Origin of the sequence: Nocardioides exalbidus, assembly GCF_900105585.1 — a bacterium.
GTDB lineage: Bacteria > Actinomycetota > Actinomycetes > Propionibacteriales > Nocardioidaceae > Nocardioides > Nocardioides exalbidus.
In genome coordinates this window covers 12645-31130 of the sequence record NZ_FNRT01000001.1, presented here as the reverse complement: position 1 = coordinate 31130, position 18486 = coordinate 12645, and the positions used below count along the sequence as shown (strand labels likewise).

At 73.0% G+C, this 18486-nt stretch carries 18 protein-coding genes; 10 read left to right on the top strand and 8 right to left on the bottom strand.

Features of this window, described 5'->3' with window-relative positions; all coding sequences use genetic code 11:
- Positions 1–26 precede the first annotated feature (26 nt).
- Positions 27–710: a membrane protein YczE gene (yczE, locus tag BLV76_RS00155; protein WP_090967314.1), complete on the top strand. Its 684-nt coding sequence runs from the start codon at positions 27–29 to the stop codon at positions 708–710.
- 4 nt (positions 711–714) lie between these two features.
- Here yczE and BLV76_RS00150 read toward each other — a convergent pair whose 3' ends face one another.
- Positions 715–2241: a DUF6297 family protein gene (locus BLV76_RS00150; RefSeq protein WP_090967313.1), complete on the bottom strand. Its 1527-nt coding sequence runs from the start codon at positions 2239–2241 to the stop codon at positions 715–717.
- Positions 2231–2908 (bottom strand): ABC transporter ATP-binding protein, encoded by a 678-nt coding sequence (locus tag BLV76_RS00145; protein WP_090967312.1) that lies wholly within the window; start codon positions 2906–2908, stop codon positions 2231–2233. Before BLV76_RS00145 ends, BLV76_RS00150 begins: the two co-directional genes overlap by 11 nt.
- A 102-nt stretch (positions 2909–3010) precedes the next feature.
- On the opposite strand from BLV76_RS00145, the gene BLV76_RS00140 reads away from it, so the two are divergent.
- Positions 3011–4618 carry a hypothetical protein gene (locus BLV76_RS00140; protein WP_139306409.1) on the top strand — a complete coding sequence of 536 codons (1608 nt, stop codon included), beginning with the start codon at positions 3011–3013 and terminating at the stop codon, positions 4616–4618.
- On the opposite strand, the gene BLV76_RS00135 is transcribed toward BLV76_RS00140, so the two are convergent.
- Both BLV76_RS00135 and BLV76_RS00130 read right to left on the bottom strand, forming a co-directional pair.
- Entirely contained in the window at positions 4609–6087 is a 1479-nt protein-coding gene (locus BLV76_RS00135; RefSeq protein ID WP_090967363.1) for a gamma-glutamyltransferase, read from the bottom strand. The genes BLV76_RS00140 and BLV76_RS00135 overlap by 10 nt on opposite strands.
- A gap of 19 nt (positions 6088–6106) precedes the next feature.
- Entirely contained in the window at positions 6107–6673 is a 567-nt protein-coding gene (locus BLV76_RS00130; protein ID WP_090967310.1) for an O-methyltransferase, read from the bottom strand.
- Positions 6674–7084: 411 nt separating this feature from the next.
- Here BLV76_RS00130 and BLV76_RS22290 point away from each other — a divergent pair, with 411 nt between their 5' ends.
- The 5 genes from BLV76_RS22290 to BLV76_RS00110 all read left to right on the top strand — a co-directional run bounded on the left by BLV76_RS22290 (position 7085) and on the right by BLV76_RS00110 (position 12203).
- Entirely contained in the window at positions 7085–7225 is a 141-nt protein-coding gene (locus tag BLV76_RS22290) for a hypothetical protein (protein ID WP_175539499.1), read from the top strand.
- A gap of 10 nt (positions 7226–7235) precedes the next feature.
- On the top strand, positions 7236–8297 hold the full coding sequence (locus BLV76_RS00125; RefSeq protein ID WP_090967309.1) for a 3-isopropylmalate dehydrogenase: 1062 nt from the start codon (positions 7236–7238) through the stop codon (positions 8295–8297).
- 35 nt (positions 8298–8332) lie between these two features.
- The gene (locus BLV76_RS00120) at positions 8333–9415 is read left to right on the top strand and encodes a branched-chain amino acid aminotransferase (RefSeq protein WP_090967308.1); all 1083 of its coding nucleotides are present in this window, start codon (positions 8333–8335) and stop codon (positions 9413–9415) included.
- A 157-nt stretch (positions 9416–9572) separates the two neighbouring features.
- Positions 9573–11456, top strand: coding sequence for a Na+/H+ antiporter NhaA (nhaA, locus tag BLV76_RS00115; protein ID WP_245734469.1), 1884 nt, complete (start codon positions 9573–9575; stop codon positions 11454–11456).
- A gap of 57 nt (positions 11457–11513) precedes the next feature.
- On the top strand, positions 11514–12203 hold the full coding sequence (locus BLV76_RS00110; RefSeq protein ID WP_090967307.1) for a DUF2306 domain-containing protein: 690 nt from the start codon (positions 11514–11516) through the stop codon (positions 12201–12203).
- On the opposite strand, the gene BLV76_RS00105 is transcribed toward BLV76_RS00110, so the two are convergent.
- From BLV76_RS00105 to BLV76_RS00095, 3 genes are all read right to left on the bottom strand, one after another.
- Complete coding sequence (locus tag BLV76_RS00105; protein ID WP_090967306.1) at positions 12179–12826, bottom strand: response regulator; 648 nt, start codon at positions 12824–12826, stop codon at positions 12179–12181. The genes BLV76_RS00110 and BLV76_RS00105 overlap by 25 nt on opposite strands.
- The gene (locus tag BLV76_RS00100; RefSeq protein WP_090967305.1) at positions 12823–13956 is read right to left on the bottom strand and encodes a sensor histidine kinase; all 1134 of its coding nucleotides are present in this window, start codon (positions 13954–13956) and stop codon (positions 12823–12825) included. The genes BLV76_RS00105 and BLV76_RS00100 overlap by 4 nt, the downstream gene beginning before the upstream one ends.
- Before the next feature lie 121 nt (positions 13957–14077).
- A complete protein-coding gene (locus tag BLV76_RS00095; protein ID WP_090967304.1) occupies positions 14078–14422 on the bottom strand; it encodes a TraR/DksA family transcriptional regulator in 345 nt (114 codons plus the stop codon).
- 66 nt (positions 14423–14488) lie between these two features.
- Between BLV76_RS00095 and BLV76_RS00090 the strand changes: the two genes are divergently transcribed.
- Both BLV76_RS00090 and BLV76_RS00085 read left to right on the top strand, forming a co-directional pair.
- On the top strand, positions 14489–16198 hold the full coding sequence (locus BLV76_RS00090) for a serine/threonine protein kinase (protein ID WP_175539498.1): 1710 nt from the start codon (positions 14489–14491) through the stop codon (positions 16196–16198).
- Positions 16199–16417: 219 nt separating this feature from the next.
- A complete protein-coding gene (locus tag BLV76_RS00085) occupies positions 16418–16621 on the top strand; it encodes a cold-shock protein (protein WP_090967302.1) in 204 nt (67 codons plus the stop codon).
- A gap of 89 nt (positions 16622–16710) precedes the next feature.
- On the opposite strand, the gene BLV76_RS00080 is transcribed toward BLV76_RS00085, so the two are convergent.
- The gene (locus tag BLV76_RS00080) at positions 16711–17292 is read right to left on the bottom strand and encodes a TetR/AcrR family transcriptional regulator (RefSeq protein WP_090967301.1); all 582 of its coding nucleotides are present in this window, start codon (positions 17290–17292) and stop codon (positions 16711–16713) included.
- Positions 17293–17359: 67 nt separating this feature from the next.
- Between BLV76_RS00080 and BLV76_RS00075 the strand changes: the two genes are divergently transcribed.
- Complete coding sequence (locus tag BLV76_RS00075; RefSeq protein ID WP_175539497.1) at positions 17360–18454, top strand: MFS transporter; 1095 nt, start codon at positions 17360–17362, stop codon at positions 18452–18454.
- The last annotated feature ends 32 nt before the right edge of the window (positions 18455–18486 follow it).

Here is an 18486-nt window from a genome sequence, read left to right as displayed (position 1 = left end):
AGGCCAATCGAGCGCACACTGGGGTCATGAGCACGACCTCTCCCGCCGGCACCACGCACGCCCCCCGCTCCGTCCTCGTCGACCTCGGCCCGATCGCCCAGCTGCGCGCCGGCCGGCTCGCCCGCCGCCTCCCGCAGCTCTACGTCGGGCTGTTCCTCTACGGCGTCTCGCTCGCGATGATGGTCCGCGGCGCGCTCGGCCTGGCCCCGTGGGACGTGCTGCACTCCGGCTTCATCCAGCACGTGCCGATGACCCTCGGCCAGGCGGTCGTGCTGTTCAGCTTCGTGGTGCTGGTGCTGTGGATCCCGCTCAGGGAGATGCCCGGCCTCGGCACGATCAGCAACGCGATCGTCGTCGGCCTCTCCGCCGACGCCACGCTCGCCGTGCTCGACCGCCCCGACAGCATCGTCGCCCGGGTGGCGCTGATGATCGGCGGCGTCGCGCTCTGCGGGTTCGCGAGCGCGCTCTACATCGGCGCCCAGCTCGGCCGCGGCCCGCGTGACGGCCTCATGACCGGCCTGCACCGCCGCACCGGCCTCTCGCTGCGGCTGGTCCGCACCGGCCTCGAGGTCGCCGTCGTCGTGATCGGCCTGCTGCTCGGCGGCACGCTCGGCATCGGCACCGTGGTCTACGCCCTCGCGATCGGCCCGCTCACGCAGCTCATGCTGCCGTGGCTCACCGTCGACGTGATGCGCCCCGACGAGGTCTGAGCGACTACTTCCCGGTGGGCTTGCGGGCCGGTTGCTGCGCCGGCGGCTGGATCCCGTCGGACGTCAGGAACGCGATGACGCCGATGCTGATGATGGTCGAGAAGAGCATCCCGCCCTGGCCGAACATCAGCGGCAGGGCGGTGATCGCCCACACGTCGAAGCCGCGCAGCACGCTGAAGATGATGCCGGTCGGGGCCCCGCCTGCCGGTGTGCTCACCATCGGGGCCGCGTAGTTCGGCGGCTTCCCCGTGATCCAGCGCACCGTGGCCGCGATCGAGGACAGGCCACACGCGATGGCGAGGTTGACCGCCCCGCCGCCGGAGACCTCGTCGACCAGCGTGGGGGTGGTCGACAGCGCGAAGAGCATCAGCGCGCCGCCGGGGACGACGAGGTGGGCCAGCAGCAGCCGCTGCCGCCGGAAGGGCATCATCCGCGCCAGCCCCTCGGTCCGGACGACGACCCGCAGCCCGACGCAGAGCGCAGGCCCGCCCAGCAGGCCGGCGAACGTCGTCGCGAGCACGACCGCCCGGCCGGCGTCTGCCTCGGCGGCCGCGTAGGGCACGAGCACGAGCCCGGCCAGCAGCACGTAGGGCTGCGGCGTGCGGAGCGCCCGGCGGAGGTCGCGGTGCACCAGTGCTGCCCAGCCGAGCGGACCTCCGGTGTGGCTGCGCACGTGTGCGCCACGCCCCCAGCGGCGCGCCAGCAGGACGTCGTACATCAGGCCGAGGTCGACCGACGACAGCGCGCCGGAGAGGCTGGGGGAGAGGTGCTCGGTCTGGCCGAGGACCCGGCGCGAGACCTTGCCGACCGCGGCGGCCGAGCGCCACGCGAGGAGGACGGCGACGACCACCATGGCGACCGCGACCGCCAGGACGACGCCCGGCGACACCTCCGGCAGCCGCTCGAGCTCGTGGGTCGCCGACAGGCCCAGCACCACCCAGAGCACCACGGTGACCAGCCAGGTGAGCCAGCGGGAGACCGGGTCCTCGTGCACCTGCGACAGCGCGGCGACCCCGACGCAGGCGAGGGCCGTCGCGCTGCCGGCGACGAGGTAGACGACCGCCTCGTGCCAGGCGAAGCCGCTGAGGACCGCGGGGGCGACGAGCAGGAGCGCTGCGCCGACCGCGGTCAGGGCAGTGGTCCGGAGCCAGCCCGGACGCAGCAGGCCGCCGCGGTCGACGGGCGAGCTCAGCACCCAGCTGTTCGAGGCCGGCGGGCTGAAGACGGGCCCGAGCAGGCGGGACATGCCGAGCGCGAGGAGCGCGACGGCCAGCGCGACCAGCCACGGGGCGGCCGAGCGCACCTCACCGCAGCTGCCGGTGCACGTCTCGTCGGCCAGCTGCCGCAGGTTGAGCACGACGTTGCCGGCCATCGCGCCGATCATCACCACGCAGAAGAGCGCGACGTAGGCGTCCGAGATCGCCTCGCCCCACTTCAGCTCGGCGCGGCCCCGGCGCCAGTCGCGGATCTCCTGCCGGATCTCCCGCGCGGACGGGACCTCGGCGCGCTCGGGGGCGACCTCAGTCGACATCGGAGGGCTCCGGCGCGGGCCCGAGGCGTACGACGCGGTCGCACACGCGCTCGACGAGCCCGGGGTCGTGGCTGACCAGCAGCACCGCACGCCCGGCCTTCTTCTCCGCGACCAGCTTGTCGCCGAGCCAGGTCACGCCCTCCACGTCGAGCCGGGCCTCCGGCTCGTCGAGGACGAGCAGCTTGCGCGGGCGGACGAACGCGCTCGCCAGGGCGAGTCGCCGACGCTGGCCCGACGACAGCGTGGAGGGGAGCTGGCCGGAGACCTCCATCAGGCCGACCTCGGCGAGCACGACGTTGACCACCTCCTCCGCGTCGGCCTGGGAGTGCGCCCGCGCGACGAGGTCGAGGTGCTCGACGACGGAGAGGTCGGGGAAGAAGTCGATGTCGTCCATCACGATCGCGAGGTCCGCGCGGATCTCGGGCAACCGCTCGTCGAGCACGGTCCCGGCCAGGGTCGACTCGCCCGCGTCGGCCTCGTCGGCTCCGACGATGCAGCGCAGGAGCGTCGACTTGCCGCTGCCGTTCGGCCCGACCACGCCGACCGCCTCACCGGCACGGACGTCGAGGTCGACGCCGTCGAGGATGGTCCGTTCGGCGAACTTCCGGGTGATCCCGCGGACCGTGAGCAGCGCCGGCTTGCGGGGGGCTGCCTTCTTCTTGGCCATGCCGTTCATCCAAGCAGCCGCCCCTCAGACTTTCGACGGATGCCCCCGGTGAGGCGTCCGGGATAGGAAAGGGGGCCTTGGTCGCTACCCGTGGGGGGAATCTTGCGAGTCGGTCGCCTGCTCGTGTCCGTGCCGTTGCTGCTCGTCCTGGCGTGGGGCGGTGCACCCGCGGTCGCGGTCGGGGAGCCGTCCGGATCGCTCACCGACCTGGCGGGCCAGGAGCGGAGCGAGCGCGCCGCGCCCGGCACCGCCCACCTGCGCGCGGACTCGGCCGAGGACGGCGTCGTACGCCGCACCGCACGGCTGGCCGACGTCCAGCACGCGGCCGGGTCGACCCCGTCCCAGCAGATCGCCGTCGTCGACGTCGCGGTGGACCTCGAGGCGCAGACCCTCGGTGCCGCGGCGACGCTCAACGGCGTTCCCGACGGCTCGGTGGTCAACGTCTACGTCGGCACCTGGGACGGCTCCACGTGCAACGCCCTGTTCGTCGCCGCCGGCATCCCCGGCGAGGGCGCGGCGCAGTTCGTCGACGGGGAGGCCGTGCCGGCGACGGCGACCGTCCAGGGCAACGCGCTGGCGATCTCCACCGCGGCGCACCCGCGGCTGCGCACCACGCTGTTCGAGTGCGCCTTCGCCCGCGTGACGGTCAACGCACCCGGCGGCGCCACGCTCAGCACCGCGCTGCCCGACGACCTCACCGACACCTACAAGCCGGTCCTCGAGGTCGAGCCCGACGACCGGATGGTGGGTGCGAAGAAGGGCAGGTGGGCCCGGGTGAGCCTCGAGGTCCGCAACACCTCGCGCGGCCCGGCGAGCGGCGTACGCCTCACCGCCAGCGGCACCGGCATAGAGATCCGCACGAGCACGATCGAGGTCGGCGCGCTGGACGACCGCTCGACGGAGTACCTCGACCTCGACGTGCGGCTCGAGCAGCCGAAGCGGAAGAAGGGCAAGAAGCCGAAGTCGCCGAAGCCGCGGACCCTCACGCTGACGCTCACCGCGCCCGGAGCCGCGACGGCCACCGCCACCACGACCGTGGTGCTCACGCCGAGGCCGACCACCCCGAAGAAGCTCACCGGCACCTACTGGTGGGGCTGGGAGGACACCAACCTCCAGTCGTCGGCCGGTTGGATCAACCACGCGATCTGGTTCGTCGACGCGAAGTGGGCCTACACCGGGTGGGCCGACGGGAAGAAGCCCCGGTGCTCGGCGTCGGTGAAGGAGTGCCTGCGCTACTCCTACAACCCGCGCACCGGCATGCTGAAGCTCGGCACGCAGAGGGCCAAGGTGACCTCCGAGGGCTTCTCGGTCAAGCACCCCGCCTACAAGGACGCGAAGCTCCGCCTCGAGCCGCTCACGCTGCCGAAGAAGGGCACGAAGCTGGCCGTCGACCTCTACCACCAGAACTGGTCGGGCTACTGCGCGATCACCTGCACGTCCTACACCGACTACCTCACGATGGACGCCTCCGGGAAGTTCGTCGAGGGCGGCTTCTCCGTCGGCAGCTGGCCCGGGCTGGGCCAGAGCTGGAGCAGCGCACCGGCCGACCAGAGGGGGACCTACAAGGTGGTCCGGACCGGCATCATCGAGATGTCCTACGCCGACGGCACCCGCAAGCGGCAGGTCGTCGGCGTCCAGCACGACCCGAGCGGCAAGCCCAACCCGGCCGCTGCCGGTGTCGTGCTGGGCGACGTGAACTTCTACGACTGACCGGTGCTCCTGAGGATCCGGGCGACGCCCTCGCGCCGAGGGTCGGCCACGGCCTCGAGGTCCCCGGTGGCCCGGGTCAGCGCGGCGCCGACCCCGCCGTAGTACATCGACAGCTCGTCCTCGACCCGGACCTCCTCGTCGGGCAGCCCGGCCCGGTGGACGTGCACGCGAGGATGGGCGACCGCCGCCTCCAGGCTCAGGCCGCCGCTGACGAAGCCGGCGAGCGCCGACACGATCGCGGTGGTGATCCGGTCCGCGCCGGGCGAGCCGATGGCGAGGGTGGAGCCGTCGTCGTGACGGCCCACGGTGGGCGCCATGTTGGACAGCAGCCGTGACCCTGCTGCGACCTGGCGGCCGGGCGGGTTCAGCTCCTGCTCGCCGAGGCAGTTGTTGAGCCAGATCCCGGTGCCGGCGGCGATCAACCCGGAGCCGTAGCCCGACGACACGGTGAGGGAGCAGGCGGAGCCGTCGGCGTCCGTCACCGAGACGTGCGCGGTCGAGCCCGACTCCAGCACCGCGCGGTGGTCGGCGTCGACGAGATCGAGGAAGGCACGCGATGCCTGATCGAGGTCAGCGGCGGTCTCGAGGACCTCGCGGCGGTGTCCGAGGACGGCACGCTGCACGAGCACGAAGTGCTCGACGTCGCGCCGGTCCCACCCCGACGTGGGGTGCCCGTCCGCGAGGCGGAGCATCGCGGCGACCACCACCCCGCCGACCGACGGTGGAGGAGTGGTGGCCAGCTGCCACGCACCCACCCTCGAGGTCAGCGGCGGTCTCACCACGGGTTCGTACGCCGCCAGGTCGGCCTCGCCGAGCAGGCCCCCGCGGCGCCGCACGTCGCTCGCGATCAGACGTGCCAGGTCCCCCTCGTGGAGCGCCCGCGGTCCCACGTCGGCGATGTGCTCCAGCGTGGCCGCCAGGTCGGCGACCACGACGCGGTCCTCCACCACCCCGCCCTCGTCGTCGTGCAGCGCGCTCCGGCTCGCGGGGTCCCACCCGAAGACGCTGTCGTGCACGTGCTGCAGGTAGTAGCGCGACGCCGCGCCGAGCCTGAAGCCGTCGCGTGCGACGTCGACGGCGGGGGCGACGAGCTCGCGCCAGGGCAGTCGGCCGTCCCTCCTGTGGGCCTCGCCGAAGGCCGCGAGCGAGCCGTGCGTGGCGACCGAGCCCGGCCCGACGGTGATCGACACCCCGCCCCCGTAGGCGGTCGAGACGTCCCACGTCAGCGGCGCCGGTGCGTCGGCGCCGCGGCCCAGGCCGGGCCGGTCGACCCACCCGTCCACGGTGTACGCCGCTCCGGTGGCCGGCTGGACGGCGAGGAAGCCCCCAGAGCTGAGGGAGACGAGGCCGACCTCGTTGACCATCGCCACCAGCGCCGCGGAGATGGCGGCGTCGACGGCCGAGCCGCCTGCGCGGGCGACCTCGATCGCGGCGTCGGCCGCAGCCGCGTTGGGTGCGGCGACGGCCATCGCGGTCACAGGAACCCGATCAGCGGCGGGTGGCGATGACGGTGGACGCGTCGGCGGCCACCATCACCTCGACGGCGGTGAACCGCTCGTCGGTGAGCCACTGCTCACGCAGCGTGTCGACGCGGCCGTAGGCGATCGGCGGCCACGACTCGCAGGGTGCGAAGTCGTCGAGCACCACGATGCCGCCGGGCTCGACGAGGTCGATGACCGAGTCGACGCCGACCTCCGAGGGGCTGCCGGAGTCGAGGAAGAGCAGGGAGAAGGGCCCGTGCTCGCGCAGCACGCTCCAGTCGGCCGCGAGCACCTCGACCTTCTCGTCGTCGGTGAAGATCTTCGCGGCCGCTCCGGCCAGCGACTCGTCGAGCTCGGCGGTCAGGATCCGCGCCCCGTTGCGTACGCCGCTGCGCAGCCACGCGGTGCCGACCCCGCAGCCGGTGCCGAACTCCGCCATCGTCCCGCCGCGCGTGGCGGCGAGGGTCGCGAGCAGGCGGCCGGTCTCGTTGCGGCAGAACGCGACGTAGCCGGCCTGGCGGCACACGTCGAAGGCGCGCTGCACGATGTCGGGGAGTTCCGGGGGAGCAGACATGAGGTCGCCGAGTCTGTCATCCCACGGCGCCGATCCCACGGACCGATCCGACATCTCACGATCTGACACGTTTGGTGAATCCGGGTGCGCGCGCCCGGAGCACGGTCGTACAGTCGACGCACCATGCGGACGTTCCTCGTACTCATCGATCGCCGCGGCGAGGCCTGACAGAGAGGCCACCTCGTCGCGGTGTTCGGCGTTGACGAGGTTCCGCCACCCGGCTTCTCACACCAGAGATTCCTTCTCTGAGTTCGAAGCCGTCGCCTCCGTGGCGGGTCCACGCAGTTCCTGCGCGATCCGCACACTCGCTGGCCGGCAGCCGGGCCGGGCGATCCCCGCAACCCTTGCTCCCCCACCCGCTGCGGTGTCGGTGGCTTCGGACTCACATCCCCTTCGTCAGGAGTGAGACCCATGTACGACCTGTACCCGGACAGCTGGGGCCCCGCGGCCCACGACCCCGAGAACCCACACAGCGCCGAGAACACCGCGAGCGCGGTGCAGACCGCGCTTGACCTGCGAGACAACGGCGGCCAGTGGCCGGACGACAACTAGCCTCTGCCGCATGTCCGACACCCAGCAGCCCACCGCCAGCTCGACCCTCGCCGTCATCCCCGGCGACGGGATCGGACCCGAGGTCACCGCGGAGGCCCTCAAGGTCCTCGAGGTCGCCTCGCCGGTGAGGTTCGAGTCGACGCGCTACGACCTCGGCGCCGAGCGCTACCTCGCGACCGGCGAGGTGCTGCCCGACTCGGTGCTCGCGGAGATCCGCGGGCACGACGCGATCCTGCTGGGAGCGGTGGGCGGCAAGCCCAACGACCCGAACCTGCCGCCCGGCATCCTCGAGCGCGGCCTGCTCCTGCGCCTGCGCTTCGAGCTCGACCACTACGTCAACCTGCGCCCGTCGCGACTCCTCCCCGGCTCCGCCTCACCCCTGGCCGAGCCCGGTGACATCGACTTCGTGGTGGTCCGCGAGGGCACCGAGGGCCCCTACACGGGCAACGGCGGCGCCCTCCGCGTCGGCACGCCGGCCGAGGTCGCGACCGAGGTCTCGGTCAACACGGCCTACGGCGTCGAGCGCGTCGTCCGCGACGCCTTCGCCAGGGCCGCGAAGCGCCCGCGCAAGAAGCTCACGCTGGTCCACAAGACCAACGTCCTGGTCAACGCCGGCTCGCTCTGGTGGCGCCTGTTCGAGGAGGTCGCCGCGGAGTTCCCCGACGTCACGACCGACTACATGCACATCGACGCGGCCATGATCTTCATGGCGACCGACCCCGCCCGCTTCGACGTCATCGTCACCGACAACCTCTTCGGCGACATCATCACCGACCTGGCCGCCGCCATCACCGGCGGCATCGGGCTGGCGGCCTCCGGCAACGTGAACCCGGACCGCACCGCCCCCTCCATGTTCGAGCCCGTCCACGGCTCGGCTCCCGACATCGCCGGCCAGCAGAAGGCCGACCCGACCGCGGCGATCCTCTCCGGAGCGCTGCTGCTCGACCACCTCGGCCACCCCGAGGCCGCTGCTCGCATCGAGGCCGCCGTCCTGGCCGACCTCTCCGAGCGCGCGCCGGGTGCGGGTCGTCGTACGAGCGAGGTCGGGGACGCCATCGCCGCCCGCCTCTGAGCGCCCGTCACGGGCCTCTGGAATAGGTTGACCCCATGCAGATCAGCACCACCGCCAACCCCACGCCCGTCGACGACGCCCGGCTCGTCGAGATCCTGGCGAACCCCGGCTTCGGCACGCACTTCACCGACCACATGCTCACGGTGGAGTGGACGCCCGAGAAGGGCTGGTACGACGCGAGGATCACGCCCTACGGCCCGCTGACGCTCGACCCGGCGACCGCCGTTCTGCACTACGCGCAGGAGACCTTCGAGGGCATGAAGGCCTACCGCCACGCCGACGGCTCGGTGTGGACGTTCCGCCCCGAGCAGAACGCCGCGCGCATGGTGCGCTCCTCCCAGCGGCTCGCCTTCCCCGAGCTGCCGATCGACGACTTCGTGGCCTGCGTCGACGCGCTCGTCGAGGCCGACCAGCGGTGGGTGCCGGACAACTCGGCCGACGGCGGCGAGAAGTCGCTCTACCTGCGCCCCTTCATGTTCGCCTCGGAGACCTTCCTCGGTGTCCGGCCGGCCCAGCACGTCACCTTCATGGTGATCGCGTCCCCGGCGGGGGCGTACTTCAAGGGCGGCATCAAGCCGGTCAACCTCTGGCTCTCGGAGTCCTTCACCCGCGCCGGCCGCGGCGGCATGGGCGCGGCGAAGACGGGCGGCAACTACGCCGCGTCGCTCGCCGCCCAGCGCGAGGCCATCGAGATGGGCTGCGACCAGGTGGTCTTCCTCGACGACCAGGAGTTCCGCTACATCGAGGAGCTCGGCGGGATGAACCTCTTCTTCGTCCACCGTGACGGCACCGTCGTCACGCCGGAGACGGGCACGATCCTCGAGGGCATCACGCGCGCCTCGATCATGGAGCTGGCCGGCAAGCTCGGCCACGCCGTCGAGGAGCGCAAGGTCTCGATCGACGAGTGGCGCGAGGGTGTCGCGTCGGGCGAGATCACCGAGGTCTTCGCCTGCGGCACCGCCGCCGTCGTGACGCCGGTCGGTGAGCTCCGCTCGCCCAGCGGCGTCACCCCCGCCCCTGCCAGCACCGACCTCACCATGCGGATCCGCGAGGCCCTCGTCGGCATGCAGCTCGGCCGCGCCGAGGACACCTTCGGCTGGATGCACCGCGTCGTCTGATGTCGGGAGTCACCGGATATCCGGTGACCACCCCGCTTCGCCCCCCAGATCTCGGCCGACAAGCGGGAGACTCGGGTGCACAGCCCGGTCCGCCGTGTTCGCGCTCGGCTGACGCGGATCGGTCGGTCGGGCCCTCGGGCGCCGATAGGCTTTCCCGGTGAGTGCGGCCGAGGTGGAGATCGATCCCGACCAGTCCTCCTGCAAGGGGTCCCAGGCCTTCGAGGCCCAGAGCTCACGCTCGTTGCGCGACTTCATGCGCACCGAGTCGGGCTCCGCCGGCATGCTCGTGGTGGCCGCGCTGATCGCGCTCGTCTGGGCGAACTCGCCGTGGTCGGAGTCCTACGTCGACCTCTGGCACACCGAGCTGGCGATCCGCTTCGGCGACGGCGGCCTGACGATGGACCTGCACCACTGGATCAACGACGGCCTGATGGTCGTGTTCTTCTTCGTGATCGGCCTCGAGGTCCGCAAGGAGTTCGCGATCGGCGAGCTCACCGACCGCAGCCGGGTCGTCGTACCCCTCGTCGCCGGGATCACGGGCATGCTCGTGCCGGCCGCGATCTTCCTCGCGCTCAACCCGTCGGGGGAGCAGGCCGCCGGCTGGGGCGCGGTGATCGGGACCGACACCGCCTTCCTGCTGGGGGTGATGGCGCTCGTCGGTCCGGCCGTCTCCACGCAGCTGCGGATCTTCCTGCTCACGCTCACCGTCATCGACGACATCGTCGCCGTCACCGTGATCGGCATCGTCTACTCCGACGGCCTGTCGCTCGGCGCGCTGGCGGTGGCCGCGCTGTGCCTGGTCGTGCTCGCCGTCCTCGACCGCGCCGGCGTCTGGCAGGCCGCGCCCTACGTCCTCGTGGTGCTGGTCCTGTGGGTCGCGACGCTGGAGTCCGGCGTGCACGCGTCGATCGCCGGCATGGTCAGCGGCCTGCTGGTGCCCGCGCTCGACCCGCGGCGCGCCGACGTCGAGGCGGCGGCACGGTCGTTCCGCGCCTTCCGGCAGTCGCCGATGCCCGGCGTCCAGCGCGCTGCCCGGCGTTCGCTGACCCGCGCGATCTCGGTCAACGAGAGGCTCCAGGAGGCCCTGCACACCCCGACCAGCCACGTCGTCGTACCCCTCTTCGCGCTGGCCAACGCCGGTGTCGACCTCCGCGACGGCGTGCTCGGCGACGCGCTCGCGTCGAGGCTGATGTGGGGCATCGTGCTCGGTCTCGTCGTCGGCAAGGCGCTCGGCATCTTCGTCGGCGCGTTCGCCAGCGTGCGGCTCGGCTGGGGTCGGCTGCCGCAGGGGGTCGGGCTCGGACACACGCTGGCCGGTGGCGCCCTGTCGGGCATCGGGTTCACCGTGTCGCTGCTGATCATCAGCCTGGCCTTCGAGTCCACCCGCCTGCAGGACCAGGCCCGCGTCGGCGTGCTGCTCGCGGCCGTGCTGGCCAGCCTGGCCGGATGGGCGGCCTTCCGGTTCTCCGCGCGCTTCCTCGGCCAGACCGACGCGGCGCTGCCGCGCACCCTCAGCCGGCCGGTCGATCCCGGGCGCGACCACGTCGTCGGGCCGGTCGACGCCGAGCTGACCCTGGTCGAGTACCTCGACTACGAGTGCCCGTTCTGCGCCCGGGTGAGCGGTGTCGGCGACGAGCTGCGCGCCCACTTCGGTGGCCGGCTCCGCTACGTCACCCGCCACCTGCCGCTCCCGGTCCACCCCCACTCCGAGCTCGCCGCGCTCGCGTCCGAGGCCGCCGCGCGGCAGGACAGGTTCTGGGAGATGCACGCGGTCCTGTTCGCCCACCAGGACGAGCTCGAGCTCGAGGACCTCGTGGGCTACGCCGCCGACATCGGCCTCGACGTCGAGCAATTCATGCGCGACCTCGACGACGACGACGTGCACCGCCACGTCGAGCACGACGTCGCGTCGGCCGAGGAGAGCGGGGTGCGCGGGACGCCGACCTTCTTCATCGGCGACACCCGCCACATCGGCCCCCACGACGCCCGCAGCCTGATCGCTGCCCTGGAGCAGCAGGGCGCGGGTCGGCCGATCGGCTGACCCGCTCCGGCCCCAGGGCCGATCCGTCGTACGCCGCCGCGGACGAGGCTCGTCGTCATGACGACGACCCCGCTCCGACCGGCGGCACCGACGAGGCGCCGCGGTGACTGGTGGATCCCGACCAGCCTGATCGCCCTGACCTTCGTGCCGGTCGCCGCGGGGGCGGCACGGCTGGTCGACCTGTCGTCGGGACGGACGGAGGAGAACGCGCGGTTCTTCGACCTGCCCGTCCCGATCGTCGTGCACATCGTCGGCGCGACGACCTACTGCCTGCTCGGTGCCTTCCAGCTCATGCCGTCGTTCCGTCGCAGGCGGCCCGGCTGGCACCGGGTCAGCGGCCGGATCCTGGTCCCCGCCGGCCTCGCTGCGGCGATCAGCGGGCTCTGGATGGCGACCCTGCACGACCTGCCGGCCGAGGACGGCACCGTCCTGATGTGGTTGCGGGTGATCTTCGGATCGCTGATGGTCGCCGGGCTCGTGCTGGGTGTCGCGGCGATCCGGCGCGGTGACGTCCGCACCCACCAGCGATGGATGGCGAGGTCGTACGCCGTCGCGCAGGGCGCGGGCACGCAGGCACTGGTCCTCGGGCCGGTCGCGCTGCTCGTCGACCAGCCGGGCGCCGGTGTGAAGGCCGCCGGCATGGGGTTCGCATGGGTGCTGAACCTGCTCGTCGCCGAGTGGCTGGTGCACCGCTCGCAGGCTCGCCGGTCCCGCCGCGCCGGTCAGTCGAGGCGTCGGGTCTGGTAGGCCCAGAGCGCGAGCTCGACCCGGTTGCGGACCCCGAGCTTGGCCATCAGCGCGCCGAGGTGCGTCTTGACGGTGCTGAGCGAGATGTAGAGCTCGGCGGCGACCTCGTGGTTGGTCAGCCCGCGTGCGACGGCGACCAGCACCTGCTCCTCGCGCTCGGTCAGCGGCGAGGTGGGCTGGGGTGGGACGTCGCGGCCGGCGAACGACTTGAGCATCCGGGTCGTGACGGTCGGCGCGACGAGCGAGCCGCCGTCGGCCGCGGCCCGCACGGCATGGGCGAGCAGCTGCGCTCCGGAGTCCTTCAGCAGGAAGCCCTTCGCGCCGGCGAGCAGCGCGCCGTAGACGTACTCGTCGAGGTCGAACGTGGTCACCACCACGACCGCCATCGGGTCCGCCACCTCGGGGCCGGCGAGCGCCCGCGTCGCCTCGATGCCGTTGAGCCGCGGCATGCGGATGTCGAGGAGGCACACGTCGGGCCGCAGCGCCCGCGCCTGCTCGACGGCGTCCTGCCCGTCGACGGCGGTGGCGACGACCTCGATGTCGGGCTGCGCGCCGAGGATCATCGCGAGGCCGGTGCGCACGATCTCCTGGTCGTCGGCGACGAGCACGCGCAGCGGCGTCATCGGCGTACGCCCGTCGGGAGCGTCGCGACGACCTGCCACCCACCCGCCGGCCCCGGGCCGGCCTCGAGCCGGCCGCCGAGCAGCGCCGCGCGCTCGGTCATCCCGACGATCCCGAAGCCGGCGCCGTTCTTCGTGCCGGCGGTGCCGTCGTCGGTGACCGTGAGGGTGAGGTCGTCGTGCCGGGCGTCCAGCGAGACCTGCACGGACGTAACTCCTACCGCGTGTCGACGAGCGTTGGCGACCGCCTCCTGGGCGATCCGGTGCACGGCCGCCGCGACCGTGGGGGACAGGTCGTCGATCCCGTCGGCGACGGTGACTTCGACGCTCGGACCCGGTCCCCCCGCGGTCGCGAGCCCGGCCAGGTCGTCGAGCGGACGGTCCGGCGCCTCGTCGTCGGTCCGCAGCATCCGCACCACCTCGCGTGTCTCGGCCAACGTGCGGGTGGCCTCCTCGTCGATGCGCCGCAGCGCGTCCTTCGCGGCCCCGGGCCGGTCGTCCGCCACGGCGAGGCCCGCCTGCGCGCTGATCGCGATCGCGGTGAGGTGGTGGGCGACGGTGTCGTGCAGGTCCCGCGCCAGTCGCTCGCGCTCCTGCTGTCGTACGTCGTCCAGCTCGCGCGAGCGCAGCTGCGAGCGGGTGCGGAGGGACGCACCGACGGCGATCGCCGCGATGACGACTGCCGTGCCGCCGACCTGGTCGGCCATCGCGAGGTCCTGCGCCCACAGCGACGTGCTGGCCGCCAGCCAGAACAGCAGGAGGCCTTCCACGGCCTGCTTCCCTCGTGCCCACCGCGCGAGCGAGAAGGGGATCAGGAGCCCGACCACAGCGGAGTTGAGGTCGTCGGGCCGCGGGTCTCCCGTGACGAGCGAGCGGAGCCAGAGGGCGAAGACCGTCATGAAGAAGACGCCCACCATCAGCATCGGCTTCGTGCGGCGCACCAGCAGGGTCGGCAGCCAGACGATGAACGCCGCGAGCGCGATCCACCGGTCGTGCATCTCGGGGCGCAGCACGGTCGCCTCGACGATCCCCGCCACGGCCACTGCCACGACGAAGGCGTGGTCCCATCGCCCGGCCGGCCCGGCGTCGGCCGGCGCGGGCAGGCGCCACAGCGACCGGACGAGCGTGAGCATGCGTGAACCGTAGTGCTCGGGGCGGTTCCACCGGATCGGCCGGATGACCGAGTCCGGGGCGGTGCGTGAGCCACATCCCGGGGCCGTGGATCGTGGCTCACTCACCGCCCGGCCGGCGTGCTCACGCTGCGGAGGAGGCGCACCTGATGCAGAGCCGGGCGGCCGGGAGCGCCTCGAGCTGGGCGTCACCGATCGCCGAACCGCAGCGCTCGCACACGCCGTACGTCCCCTCCTCGACGCGCGCGGCAGCCGCGTCGAGCTCGACCAGGTGGCCACGGACCTGACGCACCAGCGCCCCGATCTGGGAGCGCTCGAAGGCGATGGTCGCGCCCTCGGGGTCGTGCTCGTCGTCGGCGTTGGTGTCGAGGGAGGCGGCGACGATCGCGTCGTGGTCGCCGGTCAGCGCCTCCAGCCGGGCGCGGGCGGCGGCGCGCTCGGCAACCAGCCGACGTCGGATCCCGTCCATCACGACATGATGGAGCAGACGTACGACATCGCCGGAACCCGCGCGTCTCGCCCGTATCCTCATGACGTGACGACACCGACTGACGCCCGTGCGGGGGCGACGGCGCCGCCGCCCGGACTCACCGTCGGCGGCTACGCGCTGCGCGCCCGCCTCGGCGAGGGCGGCATGGGCGTGGTGCACCTCGGCCAGAAGCCGGGGGAGCGTCCCGTCGCGATCAAGGTGCTCCGCCCGCACATCGTCGGCGACGACGAGGCCCGCCGCCGGCTCGCGCGCGAGGTCAGCTCGCTGAGCCGGGTCCGGAGCCGCCGCATCGCCGAGATCGTCGACGCCGACCCCTACGGCGACATCCCGTTCGTCGCGACCCGCTACGTCCCGGGCCTGTCGCTGCACGACCACGTGCAGGAGGAGGGCGCGCTCGACGGCGACGACCTGCTGTGGTTCGCCGACTGCCTGGCCGAGGCGCTCGAGGCCGTCCACGCGGTCGGCGTGCTCCACCGCGACATCAAGCCGTCCAACGTGATCATGGAGGGCCGCACGCCGATCCTGATCGACTTCGGGCTGGCCCGGGTGGCCGACGACTCGCGCATCACGATGAACGGCTGGCTGCTCGGCACCCCCGGCTACCTCGCGCCGGAGATCCTCTACGGCGACGACGCCAGCGCGGCGTCCGACGTGCACGCCTGGGCCGCCACGGTGGCCTACGCCGGCACCGGCCGTGCGCCCTACGGGCGAGGCCCGTCGGTGGCGATCATGGACCGCGTCCGCCGCGGCGAGCACGACCTGAGCGGCCTCGACCCCGACGTCCTCGACCTCGTCGAGGAGGCGCTCGCCCCGCGCCCCGAGGACCGGCCCTCGCTCGAGGAGGTGCGCGACTGGCTCGAGGACATCTCCGGCGGCACCCCGCGCGAGTCGCACGCGAGCGGCAGCCCCGTCACCCTGCCCTACGTGGCGGCGAAGCACGAGGAGTACGACGCCCCGACCCGCCTCGGGACCGCCGCTGCTCCGCCGGTCCTCCCGGTCGAGCAGGCTCCCGCGCCGGTCGAGCCCTTCCACTGGTCGCAGGACTGGACGTCCGAGGACGACCGCGCGACCGACCGGTGGGACGGCGGCACCGTCCCGCACCGCCAGACGCGCGTGCTGCCGGACGGCACGACGGAGTACGTCACCGACTACGGTCCGCCCGTCCGGGAGCGGGTTCCGGCGGGCCAGCGCCTGCGCCGGTCGCTGACCCTCGTGGCCGGCGCCGGGGTGGTGGCCGGTGGCATCGCCTTCGCCCCCTACGTCACGACCGCGGTCCTCTTCCTCGTCGTCTGGCTGCTGCGCAGCGGCTCGCTGGCCGCGTCGTCCGCCGGCAACCGGCGAGACCGTCGCGGGGCCAGGTGGTACGACGGCGTGCAGGTGCTGCTCGCCGCCCCGTGGCACGTCGTGGCCGCGCTCGGCGGTGCCCTGATCCTCTTCCTCTGGAGCATCGGCATCGCCTGCGCGATCGCGCTGCTCTGCTTCGCGGCCTCGATCTCGATGACCACCTCGCTGGCCGTCGTCGGCGCCACCTTCGCGGTCGCCGCCTGGCTCGGCCCCGGCGCCGAGCGGGTCCGCTCGCCGGTCCACCGCGTGGTCGACCCGCTGGCCCGACGCGGCGTGCCCTGGCTCATCCTCACGCTGCTCGTCGCAGCACTCGGCTCGGGCCTCGGCGCGGCTGCGTCGGCGCAGGGCACGAGCTGGTCGCCGTACGACTCCGCGCCGTTCTCCGACGTGCGGCTGCCCGGTTGGCTCTAGACGTCCGGTGACCACCGGGACCCCGCCGAATCCGACGCCGGACCGGTGATGCTCTAGGCTGGTGGTGTTGAAGGGGTGGACTCGTCCATCCTGGTCGCGCACATGGCGCGACTCGTATCTTGTTCTTCCTGGTATTCGGTTCGCTGGACATCAGCACGGGTGGATGGCTTCAGCGGCCGGCGGGCACGTCGTCCCCGGCACCGAACAGAGGAAATGACAATGGCTCAGGGCACCGTGAAGTGGTTCAACGCTGAGAAGGGCTTCGGCTTCATCGCGCAGGATGGCGGCGGTGAGGACGTGTTCGTCCACTTCTCCGCGATCCAGACCAACGGCTACAAGTCGCTCGACGAGAACCAGAAGGTCGAGTTCGACGTCACCGCCGGCCCCAAGGGCCCGCAGGCCGAGAACGTCCGCGCCGTCTGACGTAGCGCACCGAAGGGCCCCGACCGCATCTGCGGTCGGGGCCTTTCTGCTTGTCCGGGCTGCTCGGCGTGTGCTCGCCGCCCCGGCGTTCAGGCGTCGAGCAGGTCCGCGTGGTCGAGGACCACGCCCGCCAGGTCGCGCGTGCGCGGTCGGTCGGCGCCCGGGGCGTCGGGACGCAGGCGCATGGCCAGCTCGCCGGAGTAGAGGAGCACGAGCGCCTCGACCACGACGGGCGCGGCCGGGCCGACGACGGGCTCCGCGAGCTCGAGGAGCCGCGCGCCAAGCGTCTCCGTCTCGTGACGGACCGCTGCAGCGAGCACGGGTGTGGGCTCGACGTGTCCGGCGGCCGTGCCGAGGAACGCGCACCACCGGGCGCTGGTGCTCCTCCTCCGGAAGGTGTCGATCGCGTCGAAGACGGCCAGGAGCCGGTCGCGGTCCGTGCTAGCCGCAGCCACCGCCGCTTCCCACACCTCGAGCCACTCCGCGTGGCGCCGGTCGAGTGCGGCCGCGACGAGGTCGTCCTTGCTGCCGTAGGCGCGGTAGAGCGTCGCCGGGGAGACACCGGCCCGGTCGAGGATGACGTCGACCGGCGCGTGGGTGTCGCCCCCGGCGAACACGACCTCGTCGACGGCGTCGAGGAGCCGGGTGCGGGTGGAGTCACGGGTGGCCACGTGTGAAGTGTAGGGTCAAGAAGTGAAACGGTCGTTATCGTTCTTGTCGTCCCGCGACGGGTGGCTTGTGGTGGCCGGCTGCGGGCTCATCGCCGGGACGTACGGTCTGGTCCGCCTCGCCTACGGGCTCTTCCTGCCCGACATCGACCGGTCGGTGCCGCTCGGCACGGCGACCGCGGGCTTCATCGCATCGGGCTCGTCAGTGGCCTACTGCGTGGGCGCGCTCGCCGGGGTCGTGCTCGACGGCCGCCCGCGAGCCCTGCTCGTCGCCTCGGTCGCGACGGCCTCGGGCGGTGCGGTCGCGATGGCACTCGCCCCTGGCCTGGCCCTCCTGGCCCCTGCCGTCGTCGTCGCCTCGACCGGGGCGGGCCTGGCGTCACCGGGACTGGTGGCGGTCGTCGCGCGCACCGTCTCGCCCCAGCGGGCCGATGCGGCGCAGGCGACGGTCAACGCCGGCACCGGGCCCGGCCTGGTGGCGGCAGGCGTGCTCGCGCTGGTGATGCCGGACTGGCGCGCTGCCTTCGTCCTGAGCGCGGCCGTGACCGCGCTCGCCGGTGGCGGCGTGCTGCTGCTCGATCGGGGGTCGGTCCGCCCCGCGACCGGCTCTCGGACGCCAGCGCACGGTGGGGCCGCCGCACTGACGGCGCTCGGGGTCCCGGCGATTGCCGCGATCCTGATGGGCGCCGCCTCGGCGGTAAGGTGGACCTACGGCCGCACACAGCTCGCAGCCACCGGGGCCGGCGACACGACGACCGTGCTCGCCTGGATCGCCCTGGGTGCCGGGGGTACGGCGACGGTGCTCACGGCGGGGCGGCTCGCGTCGCTGTCGCCACAGCGAGCCTGGCTGATCACTTCCGCGGTGGTCGCCGCGTCGACCGCCGGCCTGGGCCTGACGGACGCTCCGGCACTCGTGCACGGCATGGCGTGCTTCGGGTTCGGCTGGGGCTTCGTCGCGGCGAGCTCCGCGCTCATCGCCTGGGCGAGCCGCGTGGTGCCCGCCCGAGGAGCCGCCGGCACGTCGGTGCTGTTCGTCGCGCTGGTGCTCGGTCAGGCCGTCGGCGCCGCCCTCGCCGGGGTGGTCGCGGACGGGTTCGGCATGTCGACGGCCTTCCTGCTCTCGGCGCTGGTCGCGCTGGGTGCGGCGGCGTGCGGCCGGGACTGACCAGCCGCACGCCGGACGTACGCCGACCGCTC

Excerpts from the sequence above, each read along its gene's own strand:
- BLV76_RS00085 (WP_090967302.1), top strand. The coding sequence starts at position 16,418 with ATGGCTCAGGGCACCGTGAAGTGGTTCAACGCTGAGAAGGGCTTCGGC.
- BLV76_RS00100 (WP_090967305.1), bottom strand. The coding sequence starts at position 13,956 with ATGCTCACGCTCGTCCGGTCGCTGTGGCGCCTGCCCGCGCCGGCCGAC.
- BLV76_RS22290 (WP_175539499.1), top strand. The coding sequence starts at position 7,085 with ATGTACGACCTGTACCCGGACAGCTGGGGCCCCGCGGCCCACGACCCC.
- BLV76_RS00130 (WP_090967310.1), bottom strand. The coding sequence starts at position 6,673 with ATGTCTGCTCCCCCGGAACTCCCCGACATCGTGCAGCGCGCCTTCGAC.
- BLV76_RS00120 (WP_090967308.1), top strand. The coding sequence starts at position 8,333 with ATGCAGATCAGCACCACCGCCAACCCCACGCCCGTCGACGACGCCCGG.
- BLV76_RS00145 (WP_090967312.1), bottom strand. The coding sequence starts at position 2,908 with ATGGCCAAGAAGAAGGCAGCCCCCCGCAAGCCGGCGCTGCTCACGGTC.
- BLV76_RS00125 (WP_090967309.1), top strand. The coding sequence starts at position 7,236 with ATGTCCGACACCCAGCAGCCCACCGCCAGCTCGACCCTCGCCGTCATC.
- BLV76_RS00135 (WP_090967363.1), bottom strand. The coding sequence starts at position 6,087 with ATGGCCGTCGCCGCACCCAACGCGGCTGCGGCCGACGCCGCGATCGAG.
- BLV76_RS00110 (WP_090967307.1), top strand. The coding sequence starts at position 11,514 with ATGACGACGACCCCGCTCCGACCGGCGGCACCGACGAGGCGCCGCGGT.
- yczE (WP_090967314.1), top strand. The coding sequence starts at position 27 with ATGAGCACGACCTCTCCCGCCGGCACCACGCACGCCCCCCGCTCCGTC.
- BLV76_RS00095 (WP_090967304.1), bottom strand. The coding sequence starts at position 14,422 with ATGGACGGGATCCGACGTCGGCTGGTTGCCGAGCGCGCCGCCGCCCGC.
- BLV76_RS00105 (WP_090967306.1), bottom strand. The coding sequence starts at position 12,826 with ATGACGCCGCTGCGCGTGCTCGTCGCCGACGACCAGGAGATCGTGCGC.
- BLV76_RS00150 (WP_090967313.1), bottom strand. The coding sequence starts at position 2,241 with ATGTCGACTGAGGTCGCCCCCGAGCGCGCCGAGGTCCCGTCCGCGCGG.